This is a genomic window from Albidovulum denitrificans (genome assembly GCF_002973535.1).
Taxonomy (GTDB): domain Bacteria; phylum Pseudomonadota; class Alphaproteobacteria; order Rhodobacterales; family Rhodobacteraceae; genus Albidovulum; species Albidovulum denitrificans.
In genome coordinates, this window is sequence record NZ_PVEP01000001.1 from 371,233 (window position 1) to 391,876 (window position 20,644).

A 20,644-nucleotide genomic window follows, 5' to 3' on the forward strand; every position below is an offset into this window, starting at 1 on the left:
TTGAGCGCCCTTTTACTAAGAACGCCCGAAGAAAGATACAGTTTCAGCCGCCGACCCGCGTATAGGTGCCATGGCCTGCAAGAATGCCACGGAACCCGCCCGGCTCGTCGAGCGAAAAGACGATGATCGGCAGATTGTTGTCCCGCGCCAGCGCGATGGCCGAGGCGTCCATGACGCCCAGATGCCGTTGCAGCACCTCGTCATAGCTGATCGTGTCATAGCGCGTGGCGTCGGCGTGTTTCTTGGGATCCTTGTCATAGACCCCGTCCACCTTGGTGCCTTTGAAGATCGCCTCGCACGCCATTTCGTTGGCGCGCAGGGTCGCGGCGGTGTCGGTGGTGAAATAGGGGTTGCCGGTGCCGGCGGCGAAGATGCAGACCCGCTTTTTCTCAAGATGCCGGACGGCGCGGCGGCGGATATAGGGTTCGCAGACCTGATCCATCGGGATCGCGCTGATGACGCGGGTATGGACGCCAAGCTGTTCAAGCGCCGCCTGCATCGCCAGCGCGTTCATCACGGTGGCGAGCATGCCCATATAGTCGGCCGTCGTCCGCTCCATCCCCTGCGCGGAACCTTGCAACCCGCGAAAGATGTTGCCGCCGCCGATCACCATGCAGATCTCGACACCCAGATCGCGGACCGATTTCACTTCCGCCGCGATGCGGGCCACGGTCGGGGGGTGCAGGCCGTAGCCCTGATCGCCCATCAGCGCTTCCCCCGATATCTTCAGAAGAACACGGTTATACTTTACCTTTGGCTCTTCCGACCCGTTCATTCCGCGCTCCGCTTGCTGCCCCGTGACTTCCGGCGCAAAATGAAGGAAATCCCCGCCGGGTTCAACCACCCGGCACCCGCTTTGGCGTCAATGCGTCCGGCGGGCGGCGGGAAAGGGTGAAGGACGGCGGGCAGGCGCTTGATTCCATGGCATGAAATCTCCTCCGACCGGCCGGTCGTGATCGCCGGGCCGACGGCGTCCGGCAAGTCGGCGCTGGCGCTTGAGATTGCCGAACGGCGGGGTGGCGTGATCGTCAATGCCGACGCGCTTCAGGTCTGGTCCTGCTGGCGGGTTCTGTCGGCGCGCCCGGACGCGGGCGAAGAGGCGCGCGCGCCGCACCGCCTTTACGGCCACCGCGACCCCGGCCAGGACTATTCCGTCGGCCACTGGCTGCGCGAGGTGGCGGGGCTGCTGCACGCGGGCGCGCGGCCGATCATCGTCGGCGGCACCGGGCTTTACCTGACCGCCCTGACCGAGGGGCTGGCCGAAATTCCGCCCGTCCCGGCGGCGATCCGGGCCGAGGCCGATGGCCGTCTTGCGGGGGGCGGTCTGGCGGCGATGATCGCGGACCTGGACCCGGAAACGGCCGCCAGGACCGACCTGCGCAACCCCGCCCGCGTCCAGCGCGCCTGGGAGGTGGCCCGCGCCACCGGGCGCGGTCTGGCGGCCTGGCAGGCAGACACCGGCGCCCCCCTGCTGCCGATTGAAAGCGCGCACACCTTCCTCCTCTGGCCCGACCGCGACTGGCTGGCGGATCGGATCGACACCCGCTTTGACCGGATGCTTGAAGACGGCGCGCTGGAGGAGGTACGGGCCGTCCTGCCGATCTGGGACCCCACGGCGCTTTGGGCCAAAGCCATCGGCGCGCCCGAGCTGATCGCCCATCTGCGGCGGGACCTGCCCCTTGACGAGGCCCGCCGTCAGGCACAGGCGGCCAGCCGCCAATATGCCAAACGCCAGCGCACATGGTTCCGCCGACGGATGCGGGACTGGGCCGCCATCGACCTGCCCTGAGACTGCGGCAAAGATTTCTCTTTGTTTATGGGGCATTTCTACATAGGATTGCGCGCGACACAGACACTTTGCGGCCGGACACCCCGGCCGGAACCGAGGATACGGGACCGTTGAAACTCTTCTCCGGCACGCCTCTGGCGCAGTTCTCGAAGCAGCCGGAAAAGACGGCGCGCGCGCCGCGTCACGTTGTCGCGCTGCCCGAGGCGCCGGAAACCTCGCCGGTGCGCATCACCCCCATCCCGCGCCTTGCCGCCGGGGGCCGCTGGCGGGTCGAGGCGATGCGCTCTCTCTCCGAACCGCTGCTGTTGTGGTTCACGCGCGGTCAAGGCCGGATCACCGTCGGCGGCATCACCCGCGGCTTTGGCGCGCATAACGCGATCTTCATCCCGCCGGGCTGCATGCACGGGTTCGAACTTGGCGCCCAAAGCTACGGCACGGCGGTCTTCTTCGGCCGCGGCGGCGCCTTTGACCTGCCGAAGGAACCGCAACATCTGCGCATCCGCGATGTCGGCCCGCAGGCGGAACTTTCCGGCCTGATCGACAATGTGCAGAAGGAACTGGAAAGCGGCCGCCCCGGCGCGGAAAAGGCCGCGCAACACCATATGGGATTACTTTGCGTCTGGCTGGAACGAAATATGGCCAGCGCAGGCGACCAGGGCAAACGCCCCGACGCCGCCCGCCGTCTTGCGCGCCGCTTCGCCGACCTGCTGGAACGCGATTTCAGGACCGGCAAGGGCGTGGCCGATTATGCCCGCGACCTTGGCGTGACCCCGACGCATCTGACGCGGGTCTGTAACCAGACCTGCGGGCGATCCGCCTCGGACCTCCTCCACGACCGCCTGACATTCGAGGCGCGGATGCTCCTGAGCGAGACGAAGCTGCCCGTCGCGCAAATCTCCGAGGCGCTGGGCTATACCTCGGCGGCCTATTTCACCCGCGCCTTCCAGCACCGGACCGGGAAAACCCCGACGGCCTTCCGGCGCCAGGGTTGAAATCCACAACCACGATGTTGCAGGATGGCGCAAACTGGCTGCGTCGCGTCGTTTTCTGCCATTGACGCAGCGATCAATAACGTCGCAATTTGGGTTCAGGCGACGACGAGCCCAGAAGCAAGCCGGATCAACCGGCAGAGGGCCAGAAATCTCGCCAATCGCAGGGAGAAAAAGCGAATGACCAAACACTTCACCCCGGAAAAGCTGCATCCGGCAATCCGCGGCTATGCCAAGGAAGTCGCAGAAGGCACGCTGAGCCGCCGGGAATTCCTGACCCGCGCCTCGGCGCTGGGCGCCTCGTCGGTCGCGGCCTATGGCCTGCTTGGCCTGAACGCCCCGGCCCGCGCGCAGGACACGCCGCAGATGGGCGGCACGCTGCGGATGCAGATGGAAACCAAGGCGCTGAAAGACCCCCGCACCTGGGACTGGTCGCAGATCGCCGATTTCGGCCGCGGCTGGCTGGAATACCTCGTGGAATACAACGCCGACGGCACCTTCCGCGGCATGTTGCTGGAAAGCTGGGACGTCAATGACGACGCCACCGAATACACGCTTCATGTCCGTCAGGGCGTGAAATGGTCCAACGGCGATGACTTCACCGCCGAGGACGTGGCCAACAACATCACCCGCTGGTGCGATTCGACGGTCGAGGGCAATTCCATGGCCGCGCGCATGGGGACGCTGGTCGACGCCGACACCAAGGTCGCCCGTGACGGCGCCGTGACCGTCGTCGATGCCAACACCGTCAAGCTGGTCCTGACCACGCCCGACATCACCATCGCGGCCGGTTTCGCCGACTATCCGGCGGCCGTCGTCCATTCGAGCTATAATGGCGGCGATCCGGCCGAAAACCCGATCGGCACCGGCCCCTATATGCCCGAAACCAACGAGATCGGCGTCAAGCAGGTGCTGGTGAAATCCGAGACCCCCTGGTGGGGGACGGATGTCTATGGCGGCCCGTATCTGGACCGGATCGAATATGTCGACCTCGGCACCGACCCGTCGGCCTATATCGCCGCCGCCGAATCGGAAGAGATCGACGCGACCTACCAGACCACGGGCGAGTTCGTGGAAATCTTCGACGGCCTCGGCTGGAGCAAGTCCGAAGCCGTCACCTCGGCCACGATCTGCGTTCGCTTCAACCAGCTTTCCGACCTTTACAAGGACGTGAAGGTCCGCAAGGCGCTTCAGACCGCGGTCGACAACGCACAGATCCTTGAGCTTGGCTATGCGGGCCTTGGCACCGTGGCCGAAGACCACCACGTCTGCCCGATCCACCCGGAATATGCCGAACTGCCGCCGATGGCGATCGACCCGGCCGCGTCCAAGCAGGCGCTTGCCGATGCGGGCCATGCCGACACGGAGTTCGAGCTGATCTCCATCGACGACGACTGGCAGGCCGCGACCTGCGACGCCGTCGCGGCCCAGCTGCGCGATGCGGGCGTCAACATCAAGCGGACGATCCTGCCGGGGTCGACCTTCTGGAACGACTGGACGAAATACCCGTTCTCGGCCACCGAATGGAACATGCGTCCGCTCGGCGTCCAGGTCCTCGCCCTGGCCTACAAGTCCGGCGGCGCCTGGAACGAGACGGCGTTCAGCAATGCCGAGTTCGACAGCCTTCTGGACGAGGCGATGTCGATCGCGGATGCCGACAAGCGCCGTGAGGTGATGGCCAAGATCGAAAAGCTGATGCAGGACGAAGGGGTGATCATCCAGCCCTACTGGCGCTCGCTCTACCGCCACTTCACCGACAAGGTGAAGGGCTGCGACATGCATCCGACCTTCGAACATCACCACTACAAGTGGTGGATGACGTCCTGATCCATCGTACCGGGGGCGGCGCGCTGCCGCCCCCGACCGCCCTTCCATAACGGCAGGCGCCCAACGAACCTGCCGCGAAAATTGACTCACGCCGCGAGGGCGTGACCGGATGGGGATTATCTATGCTGAAGTTCCTGCTTCGCCGGCTCGTCACGATGATTCTGACGGCGCTTTGCCTGACATTCATCGTCTTCTATCTCACCAACCTTCCGCCGAACCTCGAAAAGGTCGCCAAGTCCGAGCTTGGGGCAAGGATCAGCGATGCCGAGGTCGCAAGCTGGCTGGACAAATACGGCTATAGCCGGCCGCTTCTGGTGCGCTACGGCGAATGGCTGGGGGTCGCGCCGGGCTGGACCGGCAGCGATCAGGGCGTCAGCATCGGGCGTTGCGTGAAACGCGGCGCGGATCTTGAAAGCGCGCCGAAATATTGCGGTGTCCTTCAGGGGTCCTGGGGCTTTTCGACGGTTTTCAAGGACAATGTCGGCGCGATCATCTCCACCCGCCTGACACTGACCGGCATCCTGATGTTCTGGGTCATGGTGCTGATGGTGCCGACGGCGCTGCTGATTGGCATCCTCGCCGGGATGCGTGAAGGATCGAAGCTCGACCGTTCCCTCTCAACCTTCTCCATCGCCACCTCGGCAACACCGGAATATGTCTCGGGCGTCATCCTGATCGCGGTCTTCGCGTCTTCCATGGTCGGCCTGAAATGGTTCAAGGGGACCGCCACCAGCGCCATGGACGCCCCGAATTTCGAAAACTTCTTCCTGCCGGTCCTGACCGTCGCGCTTTACGGCATCGGCTATATCGCCCGCATGACCCGCGCCTCGATGACCGAGGTGATGACCGCGCAATATATCCGCACCGCGCGGCTGAAAGGCGTCAGCTTCCGCAACGTGGTGATGAAACACGCGCTGAGGAACGCGCTGATCGCGCCCTTCACCGTCATCATGCTTCAGTTTCCCTGGCTCCTGAACGGCGTCGTCATCACCGAAACGCTCTTCAATTACAAAGGCTTCGGCTGGACGCTGGTCCAGGCGGCGGGCAACAACGACATCCAGTTGCTGCTCGGCTGCTCTGTCGTCGCCGTCATCGTGGTTCTGGTCACGCAGCTGATCTCCGATGTCGGCTACGTCTTCCTCAACCCGCGCATCCGCATTTCGTAAGGGGGCAAGACCATGGACATGCTGACCTGGACCGGCGCCCTTTCGGCCCTGAATCCCGTGCTGATGATCGCCGCGGGGCTTCTCCTGATCGCGGTGGTGCTACAGATCCTGACCTCGTTCTTCGCGGCCGATCCCGGCATCACCGCCAACCCCGACGGCACCGTCGCGGCGCAGGGCGGGATCTACGGGCTTGCCGAACGCGCGGTGCGCTGGCTGTTCATCGCCCTGGTGGTGATCTGCCTTGCCTACCTTGTGGCGGGGATCGTGATGCCGATGGGCAAGGCGGGGATCGTCGGCGCGATCTCAAAACGCCTGCTGCCGGTCTGGATCGCGCTCATCGTGCTGTTCGTCCTGTCCTTCAACTTCCGCCGCAAGCTGGGCCTTTACGGCAAGCTTTTCGACTCCACCATCGGCATGATCGGCTTTGGCATGGTGATGTTCTGGGTCTTCACCGCGCTTTTTTCGAACCAGATCATCACCTCGGGCGTTCTCGACCAGATCGCGCAGCTGAAGAACAAGGCCCCCGGCAGCCCGCTGCCCGACGGGACCGGCTGGTATCTTCTGGGCGGCGACCACCTTGGCCGCGACGTCTTCAGCCGCATGATCAAGGGCAGCCTGATCGTGATCGAGATCGCCCCCTTGGCCACCCTCTTCGCCTTCATGGTCGGCATCACGCTGGGCCTGCCCGCGGGCTATTACGGCGGACGGCTCGACGCCGTCCTCTCCTTCCTTGCCAACCTGATCCTGGCCTTTCCGGTGATCCTGCTCTTCTACCTGCTGGTCACGCCGGAAATCGTGACGACCGGCCTGCCGCAATTCATGGCCGTCGTGCTGTTCCTCTTCCCGCTGATCTTCATGATCGTTCTGCTGAACTCGCGCTATTACGTCCAGCCGACACGGCGCAACATCATGATCGCGGCGGTGGTGATCCTCGGCGGCTGGCTCTACCTGTCGCTGATCTCCACGCCGGACACGCGCATCTCCTTCCTGCCGAAGGCCATCGACCTCTTCAACGTCCCGGCGAATATCCTGATCGTCTTCGTCTCCGTCGTCTTCGTGAACTCCCCCACGGTCTTCCGTATCGTCCGGGGCATCACGCTTGACATCAAGACGCGCGATTACGTCTCGGCCGCCCAGACCCGGGGCGAGAGGCCCTGGTACATCATGCTGTGGGAAATCCTGCCAAACGCGCGCGGGCCGCTGATCGTCGATTTCTGCCTGCGCATCGGCTACACCACGATCCTGCTCGGCACGCTCGGCTTCTTCGGCCTTGGCCTGTCGCCGGAAAGCCCGGACTGGGGTTCCACCATCAATGCGGGCCGCAAGCTCCTGACCATCGCGCCGCATCCCGCCATCGTACCGGCGCTGGCGCTTCTCAGCCTCGTCCTCGGCCTCAACCTCCTCGCCGACGGGTTGCGCGAAGAAAGCCTGAAGGATTGATGATGCACCTCCTGCTTCTTCGTTGTTCAAATACTCCGGGGGTCCGGGGGCAGCGCCCCCGGCCTCGCAGAGAGGGAGACGACCAATGACCAAATGGGACTATGACGGCCCGATCCTTGAGATCGACAACCTCTCGATCTCCTTCTTCACCCGTTTGCGGGAAATCCCCGCGGTGATGGATTTCTCCTGCACCGTCCAGCCGGGCGAGGCGATGGGGCTGGTGGGCGAAAGCGGCTGCGGCAAGTCCACCGTCGCGCTCGGCGTGATGCGTGATCTGGGCAAGAACGGCCGCATCGTCGGCGGCTCGATCAAGTTCAAGGGCCGTGACCTGACCACCATGACCGAAGAGGAACTGCGCGAGATACGCGGTTCCCAGATCGCGATGATCTATCAGGAACCGATGGCCTCCCTGAACCCGGCGATGAAGATCGGCCAGCAACTCATGGAAGTGCCGATGATCCATGAGGGCGTGTCGAAGGCCGAGGCCTACAAGCGCGCGCTTGAGGTGGTGACCGACGTCCGCCTGCCCGACCCGGAGCGGATGCTGAAAAGCTATCCGCACCAGCTTTCGGGCGGTCAGCAGCAGCGCATCGTCATCGCCATGGCGCTGATGACGAAACCGGCGCTGCTGATCCTCGACGAACCCACCACCGCGCTCGACGTGACGGTGGAGGCGGCCGTGGTCGATCTGGTCAAGGACCTTGGCAAGAAATACGGCACCTCGATGCTGTTCATCAGCCACAACCTCGGCCTCGTGCTGGAGACCTGCAACCGGCTTTGCGTCATGTATTCCGGCGAGGCGGTGGAAACGGGGTCGATCAAGGACGTCTTCGACAAGATGCGCCACCCCTATACGCAGGCGCTTTTCCGGTCGATCCCGCTGCCGGGGGCGGACAAGAATTCGCGCCCGCTGGTGGCGATTCCGGGCAACTTCCCCCTGCCCCATGAACGCCCGCCCGGATGCAATTTCGGCCCGCGCTGCGATTATTTCGAGGCCGGGCGCTGCGACGCGCAAGAGATCACCATGGCCCCGGTCGAAGGGCAGGATCGCCACGACACGCGCTGCCTGAAATTCACGGAAATCGACTGGAACGCGCCGCCCGAAGTGGCCGCGAAACAGGAAAAGACCGCCGTGGGCGAGGTCGTGCTGCGGATGGAGGATCTGCGCAAATACTATGAGGTCAGCGCCAATGCGCTTTTCGGCGGCGGCGATACCAAGGTCGTCAAGGCCAACGAAACCCTCAGCTTCGAGGCGCGCGAGGGCGAAACGCTGGCCATCGTCGGCGAGTCGGGCTGCGGCAAGTCGACCTTTGCCAAGGTCCTGATGGGGCTGGAAACGGCCACCGCCGGGACCATCATGCTTTACGACAACGAAATTCAGTCGACCCCCATCGAAAGCCGCAACACCGAAACCGTGTCGGGCGTGCAGATGGTGTTCCAGAACCCCTTCGACACGCTCAACCCTTCGATGACCGTCGGGCGCCAGATCATCCGCGCGCTGGAGATATTCGGCGAGGGCAAGACCGATGCCGACAGGCGCGAAAGGATGCTGGAGCTTCTGGACCTCGTGAAGCTGCCCCGCGCCTTCGCCGACCGGATGCCGCGTCAGCTTTCGGGCGGGCAGAAGCAGCGCGTCGGCATCGCGCGCGCCTTTGCGGGCGGGGCGAAGATCGTCGTGGCGGATGAACCCGTCTCGGCGCTCGACGTGTCGGTGCAGGCCGCCGTGACGGACCTGTTGATGGAGATTCAGCGCAAGAACAAGACGACGCTGCTGTTCATCAGCCACGACCTGTCGATCGTGCGTTATCTCAGCGACCGGGTGATGGTGATGTATCTCGGCCATGTGGTCGAACTTGGCACCACCGATCAGGTCTTCGCGCCGCCCTACCACCCCTATACCGAGGCGCTTCTGTCCGCCGTGCCGATCGCAGACACGCGGGTAAAGAAGAAGCATATCGTGCTTGAGGGCGAAATCCCCTCGGCCATGAACCCGCCCCCCGGCTGCCCGTTCCAGACCCGCTGCCGGTGGAAGTCGAAGGTGCCGGGCAACCTGTGCGAAACCGAGGTGCCGCCGGTGCGGCGGCTGGGCAACGGCCATCAGGTGAAATGCCACCTCTCGGATGCGGATTTCGCCTCGATGGAGCCGGTTATCGAGGTCGCGGCCGAATAAGCCGGGGCAGGATCAGGACCGTCGGGCCGAGGCGTCGCCTCTCGGCCCCGGTCCCGGCCTTGAACGTGGCAAGGCCCGGCGTGGCTGCAGCATCGACGTGACCAAGACAGAGCGCGCCGAAGCCCTCATCCTGCAAGTCGCAGGCCGCGCGCCACAGCAAAAGCCGGCCCGCGTTCCGCCGCCGCCCTTCGGCACCCGACCAGGCGATGTGATAGCTGGCCCAGGGCCGGTGCATCAGGATCATGATGCCCGCGACCCGTTCCCCCGCCACCCATGCCTCATAAAGCCGGAAATCCTTTGGCGCCGCCGCGCGCCAGCTTTCGGCAAAGGCGGGCGGCAGGGTGCGATAGCCGCGATCCCGCCGCTGCTGCCCTTCGGCGGCATAGAGCCAGCTTGCATCGGCGCGGGCGCTGGCGCGGATGGTCAGCCCGGCGCTGTCCCGTTCCGCCTTGGTCAGCGCATTGCGCCATTTCGGGTCAAGCGCAGCGCGAAGCCCCGCTCGGTCGCCCGGCAAATGCCAGATCGCCTCGGACCGGGGCGCCATCACCGGGATCAGGCCCGGCCCCGTCGCCGCGCGTTCCGGCGTGGCAAAGGCCAGCCCGCGCCATGACGCGATGTCGCGCAAGAGCAGCCCCGCCTCCCCCGGCGGCCCGGCCCACAAAGGCCCGCGCGACAAAAGCGTCAGACCGGGCCGCGACACGACCAGCGCCCGCGCGACCGGCCCGCCGCCCTGCCACCATTCCGCGACCCGGACCTGACGCCCGAAACGCCGCAGCACCGCGCCATAGGTCGGATGCTGCTGCATCGGCATCCCGCCCCCGCCGAATCCGGGTTCGGAGAGATCACTTTTCGCGGAGAAGTTGCGCCACATCAGATTCATGGCAAAATTAAGGCAGCATAAACCTAACACCACGCTAATATCGACCTATGAGCGCGATTCGATCCCATACGCATCCATCCCCCGCGGACGGAACCGCCCCGGCCCCGCGGCTGACCTTCAGTGGCGCGCTGCTGCTTGTCTCGGCCTTTTCCACCTCACTGATGGTGGCCGCCACCGGCTTCACCGTCGCGATGACGATGGTCTGGCCGAACTGATCAGCGGTAAAGCAGCGACCTGCCATTGTGGAACAGATGCACCTTCTCGGGTGCCGCCGTCAGGCTGACGGTTGTCCGGCGCAGGTTGGCATGAATGCCCGGCAGCTTGGCGATCAGCCCGTGATCCGATCCATTGCGCCGGAAATAAAGCTGCGTGACCTCCCCCAGCGCTTCGGTGATCTCCACCTCACCCGAAAAGATCGCGTCGCTGTCGGTCGGGATGAAATCCTCGGGCCGGATACCGGCGCGGACCTTCAGCCCCTTGTCGCCGCTTTCAGTCGGCACCGTTGACCGCGCAAGGCCACCGCCGTCGATCTGGACCACCGTCTCGGCCCCGGTCTGGACGATCTCACCGTCCAGCAGGTTCATCGCGGGCGAGCCGATGAACTGGGCGACGAATTCGTTTTCCGGCCTCTCGTAAAGCTCAAGCGGCGTGCCGACCTGGCCGATGCCTTCCCCCACCGTCAGGACGACGATCCGGCTGGCCAGCGTCATCGCCTCCACCTGGTCGTGGGTGACGTAAATCATCGTCGATTCCGGCATGTTCTCCTTCAACTGCGCGATCTCGATCCGGGTCGCGACACGCAGGGCCGCGTCGAGGTTCGACAGCGGCTCATCGAACAGATAGACCTTTGGATCGCGCACGATGGCCCGCCCGATCGCCACCCGCTGCCGCTGCCCGCCCGACAGCGCCTTGGGCAGCCGGTCGAGATACGGGGTCAGTTGCAGGATCTCCGCCGCGCGGGTGATGGCCTTGTCGATCTCCTCGGGCGACTTGCGGGCGATCTTCAGCGAAAAGGCCATGTTGTCGCGCACCGTCATATGCGGATAAAGCGCGTAGGACTGAAACACCATGGCGATGCCGCGTTCGGCCGGCGGCACGTCATTCATGCGCTGCCCGTCAATCTCAAGCACCCCCGAGGTGATCGACTCAAGCCCCGCGATCATGCGCAGAAGCGTCGATTTCCCGCAGCCCGAGGGGCCGACGAAAACGATCAGCTCCCCCTGCTTGATGTCGAGGTTGATGTCCTTGAGGATCTTGACCTCACCATAGGCCTTTTCCACATGCGTCAGTTTCAGATCGGCCATCCGCCCGCCCCTCCCTTATGATTTCGCCTGCACCAGCAGGCAGACCTGCCACGGATCAAGCGCCACGGTCCCGTCGCGCGCGGGGCCGGTGCCGCCAAGCTCTGCCCCGATCTGATGCCAGCCATCGCCCGGCCCGTCGATCTGCGCCGCCCGGTCCGACAGGTTGACGGCGACAAAGATCCTCTCCCCCCCGCCGGTGCGGATGAAACGGATGACGTCGCCCTCGGCGCGCATGTCGTCCATCGTGCCTGACCGCAACGCGGCATGGGCGTGGCGGAAGGCGATGGCGCGGCGGTAATGGGCGGGCAGCGCGCCGGGGTCCCCGGCCAGCGCCGCGACCGCATGGGACAGATGTTCCGCCGGGACCGGCAGCCAGGGACGCGCGTCCGAAAACCCGCCATTGAGGTTGTCGCGATCCCAGACCATCGGCGTGCGGCAGCCATCGCGACCCTTGAACTCGGGCCAGAACTCGATCCCGTAGGGGTCGCGCAGGTCCTCGAACGCCAGCTCCGCCTCGCCCAGACCCAGCTCCTCGCCCTGATAAAGACAAACCGACCCGCGCAGGCACATCAGGAGCGTGGCATAGGCTTTCGCCGACGCCTCGCTCAGCCCCCAGCGGGTGAAGTGGCGCATCACGTCATGGTTGGAAAACGCCCAGCAGGCCCAGCCATCCGGCGCGGCTTTCTCAAGCCGGTCAAAGGTTTCCGCCACCCGCGCGGCGGTCAGCTTGTCCTTCGCCAGAAACTCGAACGCATAGCACATCTGCATCAGGTCATCGCCCGATGTGTATTCGCCCATGATCTCAAGCCCGCGCTGGCTGTCGCCGACCTCGCCCACGGCGGCGGCGCCATAGGGTTCCATCACCGCGCGCAGGCGGCGCAGGAAGTCGAGGTTTTCGGGCTGGTTCTTGGAATGGATGTGGTTTTGCCAGTTATAGGGGTTCACGGCGGGCGCGGTCAGGTCGTTGCGCTCCTCCGCCGGCAGCGCGGGGTTGTCGCGCAACTGCTTGTCCGCAAAGTAAAAATTGATCGTGTCGAGACGGAAGCCATCGACGCCCCGTTCCAGCCAGAAGCGCGCCACGTCCAAAAGCGCGTCCTGCACATCCGCGCAGTGAAGGTTCAGGTCAGGCTGGGTGGTCAGGAAGTTGTGCAGGTAATACTGCATCCGCCGCCCGTCCCAGTGCCAGGCGGAACCGCCGAAGATCGACAGCCAGTTGTTGGGCGGCGTGCCGTCGGGTTTCGGATCGGCCCAGACATACCAGTCGGCCTTGGCGTTGGTCCGGTCCCGGCGGCTTTCGGCGAACCAGGGATGCTGGTCCGAGGAATGCGACAGGACGAGGTCGATCATCACCTTCAGGCCCAGCCGGTGCGCCTTGTCCACCAGCGCGTCGAAATCGGCCAGCGTTCCGAACATCGGATCGACATCGCGGTAATCCGAGACATCGTAGCCGAAATCCTTCATCGGCGAGGTAAAGAAGGGCGAAATCCAGACCGCATCGGCGCCAAGATCGGCCACATGGTCCAGCCGCCGTGTGATCCCGGCCAGATCGCCGATCCCGTCGCCGTTCGAATCCTGAAAGCTGCGCGGGTAGATCTGATAGATCACCGCGCCCCGCCACCAGTCCTTGTCCAACCGTCCGCTCATCTGGCTGACGCGCTCCATCATTGTCATGGGTATTCCTATTTCACAGACCCGGCCAGAAGGCCGCGCACGAGGTATTTCTGCATCGCGAAGAAGACGAAAAGCGGCACCGCGATCGAGACGAAGGCCGAGGCCGCGAGGATCTCCCAATCCCCTCCACGGCTGCCCAGAAGGTTCACGAGGGCCGCGGTCAGCACCAGTTGGCTGTCGCCGGTGCCAAGGAAGACCAGCGCCACCAGAAGGTCGTTCCAGGTCCAGAGGAACTGGAATATCGCGAAGGAGGCAAGCGCCGGGAAGCTCAGCGGCAGGATGATCCGGGTGAAGATCTGGAACTCTGTCGCGCCGTCGACGCGGGCGTTTTCGATGATGTCGCGCGGCAGGCCGACCATGTAATTGCGCAAGAGATAGATGGCCAGCGGCAGGCCGAAGCCGGTATGCGCCATCCAGATGCCCAGATACCCCTTCCCGATGCCGATCCAGTTGTGGAACTGCAACAGCGGGATCAGCGCCAGTTGCAGCGGCACGACCAGCAGGCCGACGACGGCAGCCACCAGCAGCGCGCGGCCGGGGAAGTTCATCCAGGCCAGCGCATAGGCCGCGAAGGCCGCGATCAGGATCGGGATGATCGTCGCCGGGATCGACACCGTCGCGGTATTGAGGAACGCGCGCCCGATGCTGGTGCCGGTGGTCTGGCCGAACAGCACCGTCTGGTAGTTGTTCAGCGTGAATTCCGGCGGCTGCGAGGCGGTGGCGAAGATGCGCGGCAACCGCGTGCCTTCCAGCGATGTGGGCGAGGTCAGGACATAATTGCCCTTGTCGTCCAGCGTCAGGCTCTGCCCGTCGCCCAGCTCGGCGGTATCGCCCGGCACATAGGCGTCGATCGCGCGCGAGGACGTCCCCCAGGCGCTGACGGTCGAGGCGCCGCGCGGGAACAGCGTGCCCTCGATGACATAGGCCCCGTCCTTCTGGACCTCATCCCCCTCGACCCGGATCGGCGACAGGCTTTGTTCCTGAGTGGACAGCGCGCTCCACCAGCCCGAGCTTGCGATCTGATCGCCCGTGCGGAACGAGGACACCAGAAGCCCGAAGGTCGGCACGACCCAGAGCAGGACAAGGGCGAGGACCGAGATATGGACGGCCCAGACCAGCGCCGATTTGCGGCCAGCGATGCTTTCCATGACCCTGCCCCCCTATTTCATCTCTTTGCGGACGTTGTAGACGTTCCAGATCAGGATCGGCGTCACCAGAAGCATGATGACCATCGCCGCCGCCGACCCGACGCCCACGTCGAAGGCGCGGAAGAACTTGTCATACATGTAATTGGCAAGGACCTGCGTCTCCCACTGGCCGTTGGTCATGGCCAGGACGATGTCAAAGACCTTGAGGACGACGATGGTGATCGTGGTCCAGACCACGACGATGGTCCCCATGATCTGCGGCACCTTGATCTTGAAGAAGATCTGGAACGGATTGGCGCCGTCGAGGATCGCGGCCTCAAGCGTTTCTTCCGGGATGGCGCGCAGCGCCGCCGACAGGATCACCATGGCAAAACCCGCCTGAATCCAGACCAGCACCGCCATCAGGAAGAAGTTGTTCCAGTAAAGCAGCGTCAGCCAGGTTTGCGGCTGGCCATAGGGCAGCGTCGCCGTGGCAAGGCCGAATATCCCCGTGACGGTCTTCCAGATCAGCCACAGCGCCACCGCCGCGACCACGACCCGAAGAAGCGTGAGAAGCCCCCCGCCCCGCGCGCCCTGACCAGACCGGACCAGCGGCCGGATCATCGTCCAGCCGACCCAGGCCGCCAGCGCGGCAAAGCCCAGCAGCGCCAGTACCGGCAGAACGCGCAGGAAGATCAGCGACCCGATCCCGCCGTCGAAATTCAGCCAGAGCGCGTTCAGAAGGCCGATCTGGTCCTGCCCCTCGGGGCGCGTGTCATAGACCAGCTTCCAGATCACCGAGGCGCCGACGAAGGAAATCGCCATCGGCATGAAGATCAGCGATTTCGCGATATTGCCCCACCAGATGCGGTCGGTCAGCTGCGCCACCAGAAGCCCGAAGGCGGTGGACATCGCGGGAACCACGACCAGCCACAGCATGTTGTTGCGCATGGATTCCCAGAACTTCGCCTCGCCCAGCATGCGGCTGTAATTCTCGAACCCCACGAAACTGCCATTGCGGTTCAGCGATAGCCAGGCGGTCGCAAAGACCGGATAGGCAAGGTAGAGGCCAAGCGCGATGATGGCGGGCATCAGGAACAGCCAGGGCCGGATCATCGACGCGCGGTTGATGTTGCGCGCCGCGTTCGGACCCTTCGCGGGGAACAGAACCTTGTCGAGGAACAGGTTCGATGCGTAGAAGTATCCCACGCAGCCGCCGACCCCGACGACGATGGTGATAAGCGCCTGAAGCACCTGCTGCATCTGCCCCTCCCCCGGCTTGATGGACCGGCCCCGCCCGGCCCCGATGGGTGCCGGGCAAAGGCCCTTTGTCGCGTCAGATCACTTCGGCCACGAGGCGTCGATCGTGCCTGCGACCTCTTCGGCGGACTTGCCGCCGACGAAATCGACCATCCCGGTCCAGAACGTCCCCGCGCCGACCGCGCCCGGCATCAGGTCCGACCCGTCAAAGCGGAAGGTGGTCGAATTCAGCAGGATCTCCCCCTGCTTTTTCAGCGCGTCATTGCCGTAAGCCTCGGGGTTGGCGCCCTTGAACGGCGTCAGGAAGCCCGATTGCGCCATCCAGACCTCATGCGCGATGGGGGTTTCGAGGAAGGCGATAAAGGCGCGCGCGGCGGGCGTGTCATGGGTGATCATCGCCAGCGTGCCTGCGCCCAGAACCGGCTTGCCAAGGTCTTTGCCCGCATAGGCCGGGAAGTAGAAGAAATCCGCATCCACGCCCAGTTGCGTCCCGTCGGGGAAGAAGGAGGGAATGAACGAGGCCTGATGGTGCAGATAGCATTGCGGCGGCGAGGAGAAGAGACCCTTGGGGCTGTCACGGAAATCGGTCGAGGCGACAGCGCCCGCGCCACCGGCGACGAACTTATCGTTCTTCGCGAACCAGCCGAAATCGTTGATCGCCTCGATCACGGCGGGGTCGTTGAACGGGATCTCGTGGCTGATCCACTTGTCATAGGTCTCAGGCGACGCGTTGCGCAGCATCAGATCCTCGACCCAGTCGGTCGCGGGCCAGCCGGTCGCCCCGCCGGAACCAAGCCCGATGCACCAGGGCGTGCCGCCATCGGCCACGATCTGTTCGGTCAGCGCCTTGAGGTCCTCCATCGTCTCGGGAACCTCATAGCCCGCGTCGTCGAAATTGTCCGGCACATACCAGACCAGCGATTTCACGTCGATCTTGTAGGGGAAGGCATAGAAGGCCTCAGCGCCGTCCTTGCCCTTGTAGGTGCCAAGCTTCACCCAGCTGTCACCCGCCGCGTAGTTGTCCCTGATCCAGGCGGCCGTCTCATCGCCCAAGGGCGTCAGAAGGCCCTTCGAGGCGAGATCGGCGATCAGACCGGGCTGCGGCAGGATCGCGATGTCGGGGGGCGAACCGGCCTGGGTGTCGATGACGATCTGCTGTTCGTAATTCTCCGACGAGGAGTAATCGACCTGCACCCCGGTCGCGGCGGCGAAATAGGCCAGCACGGTTTCGACCAGCGCCTGATCCTCGCCCCGCCACGGGCCGAAGATCTTCACCGTCTGCCCGCTCAGATCATTCGCGGCGGCGAAAGCGTCATAGCTCGCCCAGTTGAAACGGGCGTCCTCACCGGGTTTGAATTTCAGGTCCTGCGCCGCAGCGGTCCCGGCAAAAAGCGCGAGCGCGGCGACGCCCGCATAGAACGTCCGTGTCATGCAATCCTCCCAATCGGGGACTTCGCCCCGCAGTTGATCAAAGCCCCGACTCTCAAAGCGCTTTGATAGCGCGCAACATGCAGTTTCGGGGCGATGCTGTCAATCATAGACGCGGCAATCGCCATGCTGCAAAGCAGAAATTTTGCGACTCACCTCGCGCCGCAGGACGCATTGACGCGCGGCACGCCCAAAGATAGGCTGGAAATATCGAAGCGCTTTGAATGCCTTGCCATGAACCTGAAACAGCTTTCGGAAACGCTGGGCCTGTCCCAGACGACGGTCAGCCGCGCCCTGAACGGCTACCCGGAAGTGAACGAGGACACCCGCCGCCGGGTGATGGAGGCCGCCCGCCGCCACGACTACCGCCCCAATACCCGCGCCAAAAGCCTTGCCACCGGGCGGGCGATGGCGATCGGCCATGTGATTCCCATCTCGACCAAGCATGAGATCGTGAACCCGATCTTTGCCGATTTCATCGCCGGCGCGGGGGAGACCTATACCAAGATGGGCTATGACATGCTGCTGTCGGTCGTGCCGGACGCCGATCAGGCGCGCTGCTACCGGGAGATGAAGGCCAAGCGCAATGTCGATGGCGTCATCCTGCACGGCCCCCATTTCGACGACAGCCGCATCCCGCTGCTGACCGAGATCGGATTGCCCTTCATCGTCCATGGCCGCTCCACCAACGCGACGCTGCCCTATTCCTGGCTTGACGTGAACAGCCGCCGCGCCTTCGAACGCGCGACGGGGCTGCTCTTGGACCTCGGCCACCGGCGGATCGCGCTTCTGAACGGCCTGGAACATATGGATTTCGCGCTGCGCCGCCGCGCGGGCTATTCCGCCGCCCTGCAAGGCGCGGGGATCGAGGCAGACCCGGCCCTGATGCGGTCCGAGGAGATGACCGAAGGCTATGGCCACCGCGCCGCGATCCAGATGCTGCGCGCGGACGCGCCCCCGACGGCTTTCCTGACCTCATCGCTCATCATCGCGCTGGGTGTGCGCCGCGCGCTTGAGGAGCTGGGCCTGAAGATGGGCCGCGACGTCTCTATCGTGACCCATGACGACGAACTCAGCTATCTGCGCAATGGCGAGGATATTCCGATCTACACCGCCGTCCGCTCCTCCGTGCGCGAGGCCGGGCGGATGGCGGCGGAAATGCTGATCCGCCGCATCACCGACCCCACCCTGCCGCACCTCGACCGGCTGTTGGAGGCTGAACTGACCATCGGCCAGTCGACCGGCCCGGCGCCAAACCGGGGCGCGCGACAGGGGGGCGCGGGATGACCCTGGCCCGCACCGACTTTCCGCCCGGCTTCCTGTTCGGGGCCGCCACCGCCGCCTATCAGATCGAAGGCGCGCGCTTTGGCGGTGCCGGGATCAGCCATTGGGACAGCTTCGCCGCCACGCCCGGCAATGTCCTGAACGGCGACGACGGCGCCACCGCCTGCGACCATTACCACCGCTGGGAAGAGGATCTGGACCTCCTTCGCGACGGCGGTTTCGACGCCTACCGCTTTTCGACAAGCTGGGCGCGGGTGATGCCCGAGGGGCGCGGGGCGGCGAACCCGGAGGGTCTCGATTTCTACGACCGGCTGGTCGACGGGATGCTGGCGCGCGGGCTGAAACCCTTCCTGACCCTCTATCACTGGGACCTGCCGTCGGACCTGGCGCTCCGCGGCGGCTGGATGAACCCGGACATCGCGGGCTGGTTCACCGATTACGCGCGCATCGTCATGGGCCGGATCGGCGACCGTGTCGCCGCGACCGCCACGATCAACGAACCCTGGTGCGTGGCGTGGCTGTCGCATTTTCTGGGCATCCACGCGCCCGGCCTGCGTGACATCCGCGCCGCCGCCCATGCCATGCACCATGTCTGCCTCGCCCATGGCGATGCCGTCACCGCCCTGCGGTCTGACGGCCACGACAACCTCGGCATCGTGCTGAACTTCGAACAGTGCGGCCCGGCCAGCGACAGCGACGCGGACCGCGCCGCCGCCGCGCGGGAGGATGCGATCTACAACCGCTGGTTCATCGAAGGCATCCGGTCCGCCCGCTACCCGGACAAGGCGCTTGAAGGGCTTGGCCCCTGGATGCCGAAAGGCTGGGAAAGCCAGATGGAACGTGTCGCCGCCCCGATCGACTGGCTGGGCGTGAACTACTACACCCGCCGCCTTTACGCCGATGCCCCCGGCGCGCTCTGGCCCGCGACGCGCGGCGTCGAAGGCCCGCTGCCGAAAACCGCGATGGATTGGGAAATCTACCCCGAGGGCCTCGCTTTCTTCCTCCGCCGCCTTTCGACCGAACAGGCCCCCGGCCTGCCGATCTACATCACCGAAAACGGCATGGCCTGGGACGACCACCTGAAGGGCAACCGCATCGAGGACCCTCAGCGGATCGCCTTCATCCAAAGCCACCTTGCCGCCGTTCGCGACCGTATCGCGGCGGGCGACGACATAAGGGGCTTTTTCTACTGGTCGCTGCTCGACAATTACGAATGGTCCTTTGGCTATGACCGCCGCTTCGGGCTGGTCCATGTCGAACCCGGCACCTTGCAGCGTTACCCCAAAGCGTCCTATCACGCGCTGTCCAAGGCGCTGAACGAACGGTGACCCAACATGCAGGCCCAACCATGACATCCCTTGTCGCGGACATCGGAGGAACCAACACCCGCGTGGCGCTGGCCGGGGGGGCAGAGGTCGACCGCAGCTCCATCCGCCGCTTCCCCAATGCCGACCATGCCGGGCTGGGCGAGGTTCTGACCCGCTATCTGGCCGAGGCCGGTTCGCCGACCGTCGAAGGCGCCTGCGTCGCCGTGGCGGGGCCGGTGGACGATGGCGTCGCGCATATGACCAACCTCGACTGGTGCATCGACTGCGCGGGCGTGGCAGAGGCGACCGGGGCCGCGCGCGTGGCGGTGCTGAACGACCTTCAGGCACAGGGCCACGGGCTCGACACGCTCAACCCCGCCTTTCTGCGCCCGGTCATCGAAGGCCCGGCCAACGATCCCGCCCGCGCGGCGCGGCTGGTGATCGGCGTCGGCACCGGCTTCAACGCGGCCCCTGTCCATCCCGCGCCGGGCGGGCGGCTGGTGGCGCCTTCCGAATGCGGACATGTGACGCTGCCGGTGCGCAACGAGGCCGACCTGGCGCTGATGCGATATGTGGAAAAGGCGCATGGCTTCGCCGGGGTGGAGGATGTTCTGTCCGGCCGGGGCCTTGAACGGCTTTACGCGTTCCACGCGGCCGAGGCGGGGCTGGAGACGCGGCTGAAAGCGTCAGAGATCATGGCGGCGATGGAACGCGGGGACGATCCGGTCGTGACCGCCACGGGCCGCGCCTTCGTGCGGCTTCTGGGCGCGGTGGCGGGGGACCTCGCGCTGATCCATGTGCCTTACGCGGGCATCTTCCTGATCGGCGGCGTCGCCCGCGCCTTCACCGCCCATTACGGCCCCTTCGGCTTTGCCGAGGCGTTCCGGGACAAGGGCCGCTTTGCCGCGTTCCAGCGCGAATTCTCCGTCGCCATCGTCGAGGATGACTACCTCGCGCTGGCAGGCTGCGCGCGCTATCTGGCGGACGGTCTGGCGGACTAAC

At 65.1% G+C, this 20,644-nt stretch carries 17 protein-coding genes; 10 read left to right on the plus strand and 7 right to left on the minus strand.

Translation table 11 applies throughout. From position 1 onward, the window contains the following. Positions 1 to 43: 43 nt before the first annotated feature. Entirely contained in the window at positions 44 to 775 is a 732-nt protein-coding gene (gene pyrH, locus LX70_RS01760) for a UMP kinase (RefSeq protein ID WP_105512812.1), read from the minus strand. 138 nt (positions 776 to 913) lie between these two features. Between pyrH and miaA the strand changes: the two genes are divergently transcribed. The 6 genes from miaA to LX70_RS01790 all read left to right on the plus strand — a co-directional run bounded on the left by miaA (position 914) and on the right by LX70_RS01790 (position 9,381). Then, positions 914 to 1,789, plus strand: coding sequence for a tRNA (adenosine(37)-N6)-dimethylallyltransferase MiaA (gene miaA / locus LX70_RS01765; RefSeq protein ID WP_105512813.1), 876 nt, complete (start codon positions 914 to 916; stop codon positions 1,787 to 1,789). Between the two features lie 110 nt (positions 1,790 to 1,899). Continuing rightward, complete coding sequence (locus LX70_RS01770; RefSeq protein WP_245884895.1) at positions 1,900 to 2,781, plus strand: AraC family transcriptional regulator; 882 nt, start codon at positions 1,900 to 1,902, stop codon at positions 2,779 to 2,781. A gap of 177 nt (positions 2,782 to 2,958) precedes the next feature. Beyond that, on the plus strand, positions 2,959 to 4,605 hold the full coding sequence (locus LX70_RS01775) for an ABC transporter substrate-binding protein (protein ID WP_105512814.1): 1,647 nt from the start codon (positions 2,959 to 2,961) through the stop codon (positions 4,603 to 4,605). A gap of 122 nt (positions 4,606 to 4,727) precedes the next feature. Then, complete coding sequence (locus tag LX70_RS01780) at positions 4,728 to 5,771, plus strand: ABC transporter permease (protein WP_105512815.1); 1,044 nt, start codon at positions 4,728 to 4,730, stop codon at positions 5,769 to 5,771. A gap of 12 nt (positions 5,772 to 5,783) precedes the next feature. Then, positions 5,784 to 7,211 carry an ABC transporter permease gene (locus LX70_RS01785; RefSeq protein WP_105512816.1) on the plus strand — a complete coding sequence of 476 codons (1,428 nt, stop codon included), beginning with the start codon at positions 5,784 to 5,786 and terminating at the stop codon, positions 7,209 to 7,211. Between the two features lie 85 nt (positions 7,212 to 7,296). Continuing rightward, positions 7,297 to 9,381 (plus strand): dipeptide ABC transporter ATP-binding protein, encoded by a 2,085-nt coding sequence (locus LX70_RS01790; RefSeq protein ID WP_105512817.1) that lies wholly within the window; start codon positions 7,297 to 7,299, stop codon positions 9,379 to 9,381. On the opposite strand, the gene LX70_RS01795 is transcribed toward LX70_RS01790, so the two are convergent. Next, on the minus strand, positions 9,359 to 10,186 hold the full coding sequence (locus LX70_RS01795; protein ID WP_211301644.1) for a GNAT family N-acetyltransferase: 828 nt from the start codon (positions 10,184 to 10,186) through the stop codon (positions 9,359 to 9,361). The two genes, LX70_RS01790 and LX70_RS01795, sit on opposite strands and share 23 nt — an antisense overlap. A 122-nt stretch (positions 10,187 to 10,308) precedes the next feature. Here LX70_RS01795 and LX70_RS20600 point away from each other — a divergent pair, with 122 nt between their 5' ends. Continuing rightward, complete coding sequence (locus LX70_RS20600; protein ID WP_170076093.1) at positions 10,309 to 10,476, plus strand: hypothetical protein; 168 nt, start codon at positions 10,309 to 10,311, stop codon at positions 10,474 to 10,476. Here the strand turns inward: LX70_RS20600 and LX70_RS01800 are convergent, their stop codons facing one another. The 5 genes from LX70_RS01800 to LX70_RS01820 form a co-directional block, all read right to left on the minus strand. Then, positions 10,477 to 11,565: an ABC transporter ATP-binding protein gene (locus tag LX70_RS01800; RefSeq protein WP_105512819.1), complete on the minus strand. Its 1,089-nt coding sequence runs from the start codon at positions 11,563 to 11,565 to the stop codon at positions 10,477 to 10,479. It lies immediately after the preceding gene. A 15-nt stretch (positions 11,566 to 11,580) separates the two neighbouring features. After that, positions 11,581 to 13,236: an alpha-amylase family glycosyl hydrolase gene (locus LX70_RS01805; RefSeq protein WP_211301645.1), complete on the minus strand. Its 1,656-nt coding sequence runs from the start codon at positions 13,234 to 13,236 to the stop codon at positions 11,581 to 11,583. 8 nt (positions 13,237 to 13,244) lie between these two features. Then, positions 13,245 to 14,384: a carbohydrate ABC transporter permease gene (locus LX70_RS01810; protein ID WP_105512820.1), complete on the minus strand. Its 1,140-nt coding sequence runs from the start codon at positions 14,382 to 14,384 to the stop codon at positions 13,245 to 13,247. 12 nt (positions 14,385 to 14,396) lie between these two features. Further along, positions 14,397 to 15,626, minus strand: a complete 1,230-nt coding sequence (locus tag LX70_RS01815; protein WP_105512821.1) for a carbohydrate ABC transporter permease — start codon at positions 15,624 to 15,626, stop codon at positions 14,397 to 14,399. 78 nt (positions 15,627 to 15,704) lie between these two features. Beyond that, entirely contained in the window at positions 15,705 to 17,054 is a 1,350-nt protein-coding gene (locus LX70_RS01820; protein ID WP_105512822.1) for an ABC transporter substrate-binding protein, read from the minus strand. A 231-nt stretch (positions 17,055 to 17,285) separates the two neighbouring features. Here LX70_RS01820 and LX70_RS01825 point away from each other — a divergent pair, with 231 nt between their 5' ends. From LX70_RS01825 to LX70_RS01835, 3 genes are read left to right on the plus strand one after another with little or no spacing between them, the layout of a single operon-like run. Next, complete coding sequence (locus LX70_RS01825; protein WP_105513551.1) at positions 17,286 to 18,338, plus strand: LacI family DNA-binding transcriptional regulator; 1,053 nt, start codon at positions 17,286 to 17,288, stop codon at positions 18,336 to 18,338. Next, positions 18,335 to 19,663: a GH1 family beta-glucosidase gene (locus tag LX70_RS01830; RefSeq protein WP_105512823.1), complete on the plus strand. Its 1,329-nt coding sequence runs from the start codon at positions 18,335 to 18,337 to the stop codon at positions 19,661 to 19,663. The genes LX70_RS01825 and LX70_RS01830 overlap by 4 nt, the downstream gene beginning before the upstream one ends. Before the next feature lie 20 nt (positions 19,664 to 19,683). Beyond that, the gene (locus LX70_RS01835; protein ID WP_105512824.1) at positions 19,684 to 20,643 is read left to right on the plus strand and encodes a glucokinase; all 960 of its coding nucleotides are present in this window, start codon (positions 19,684 to 19,686) and stop codon (positions 20,641 to 20,643) included. The last annotated feature ends 1 nt before the right edge of the window (position 20,644 follow it).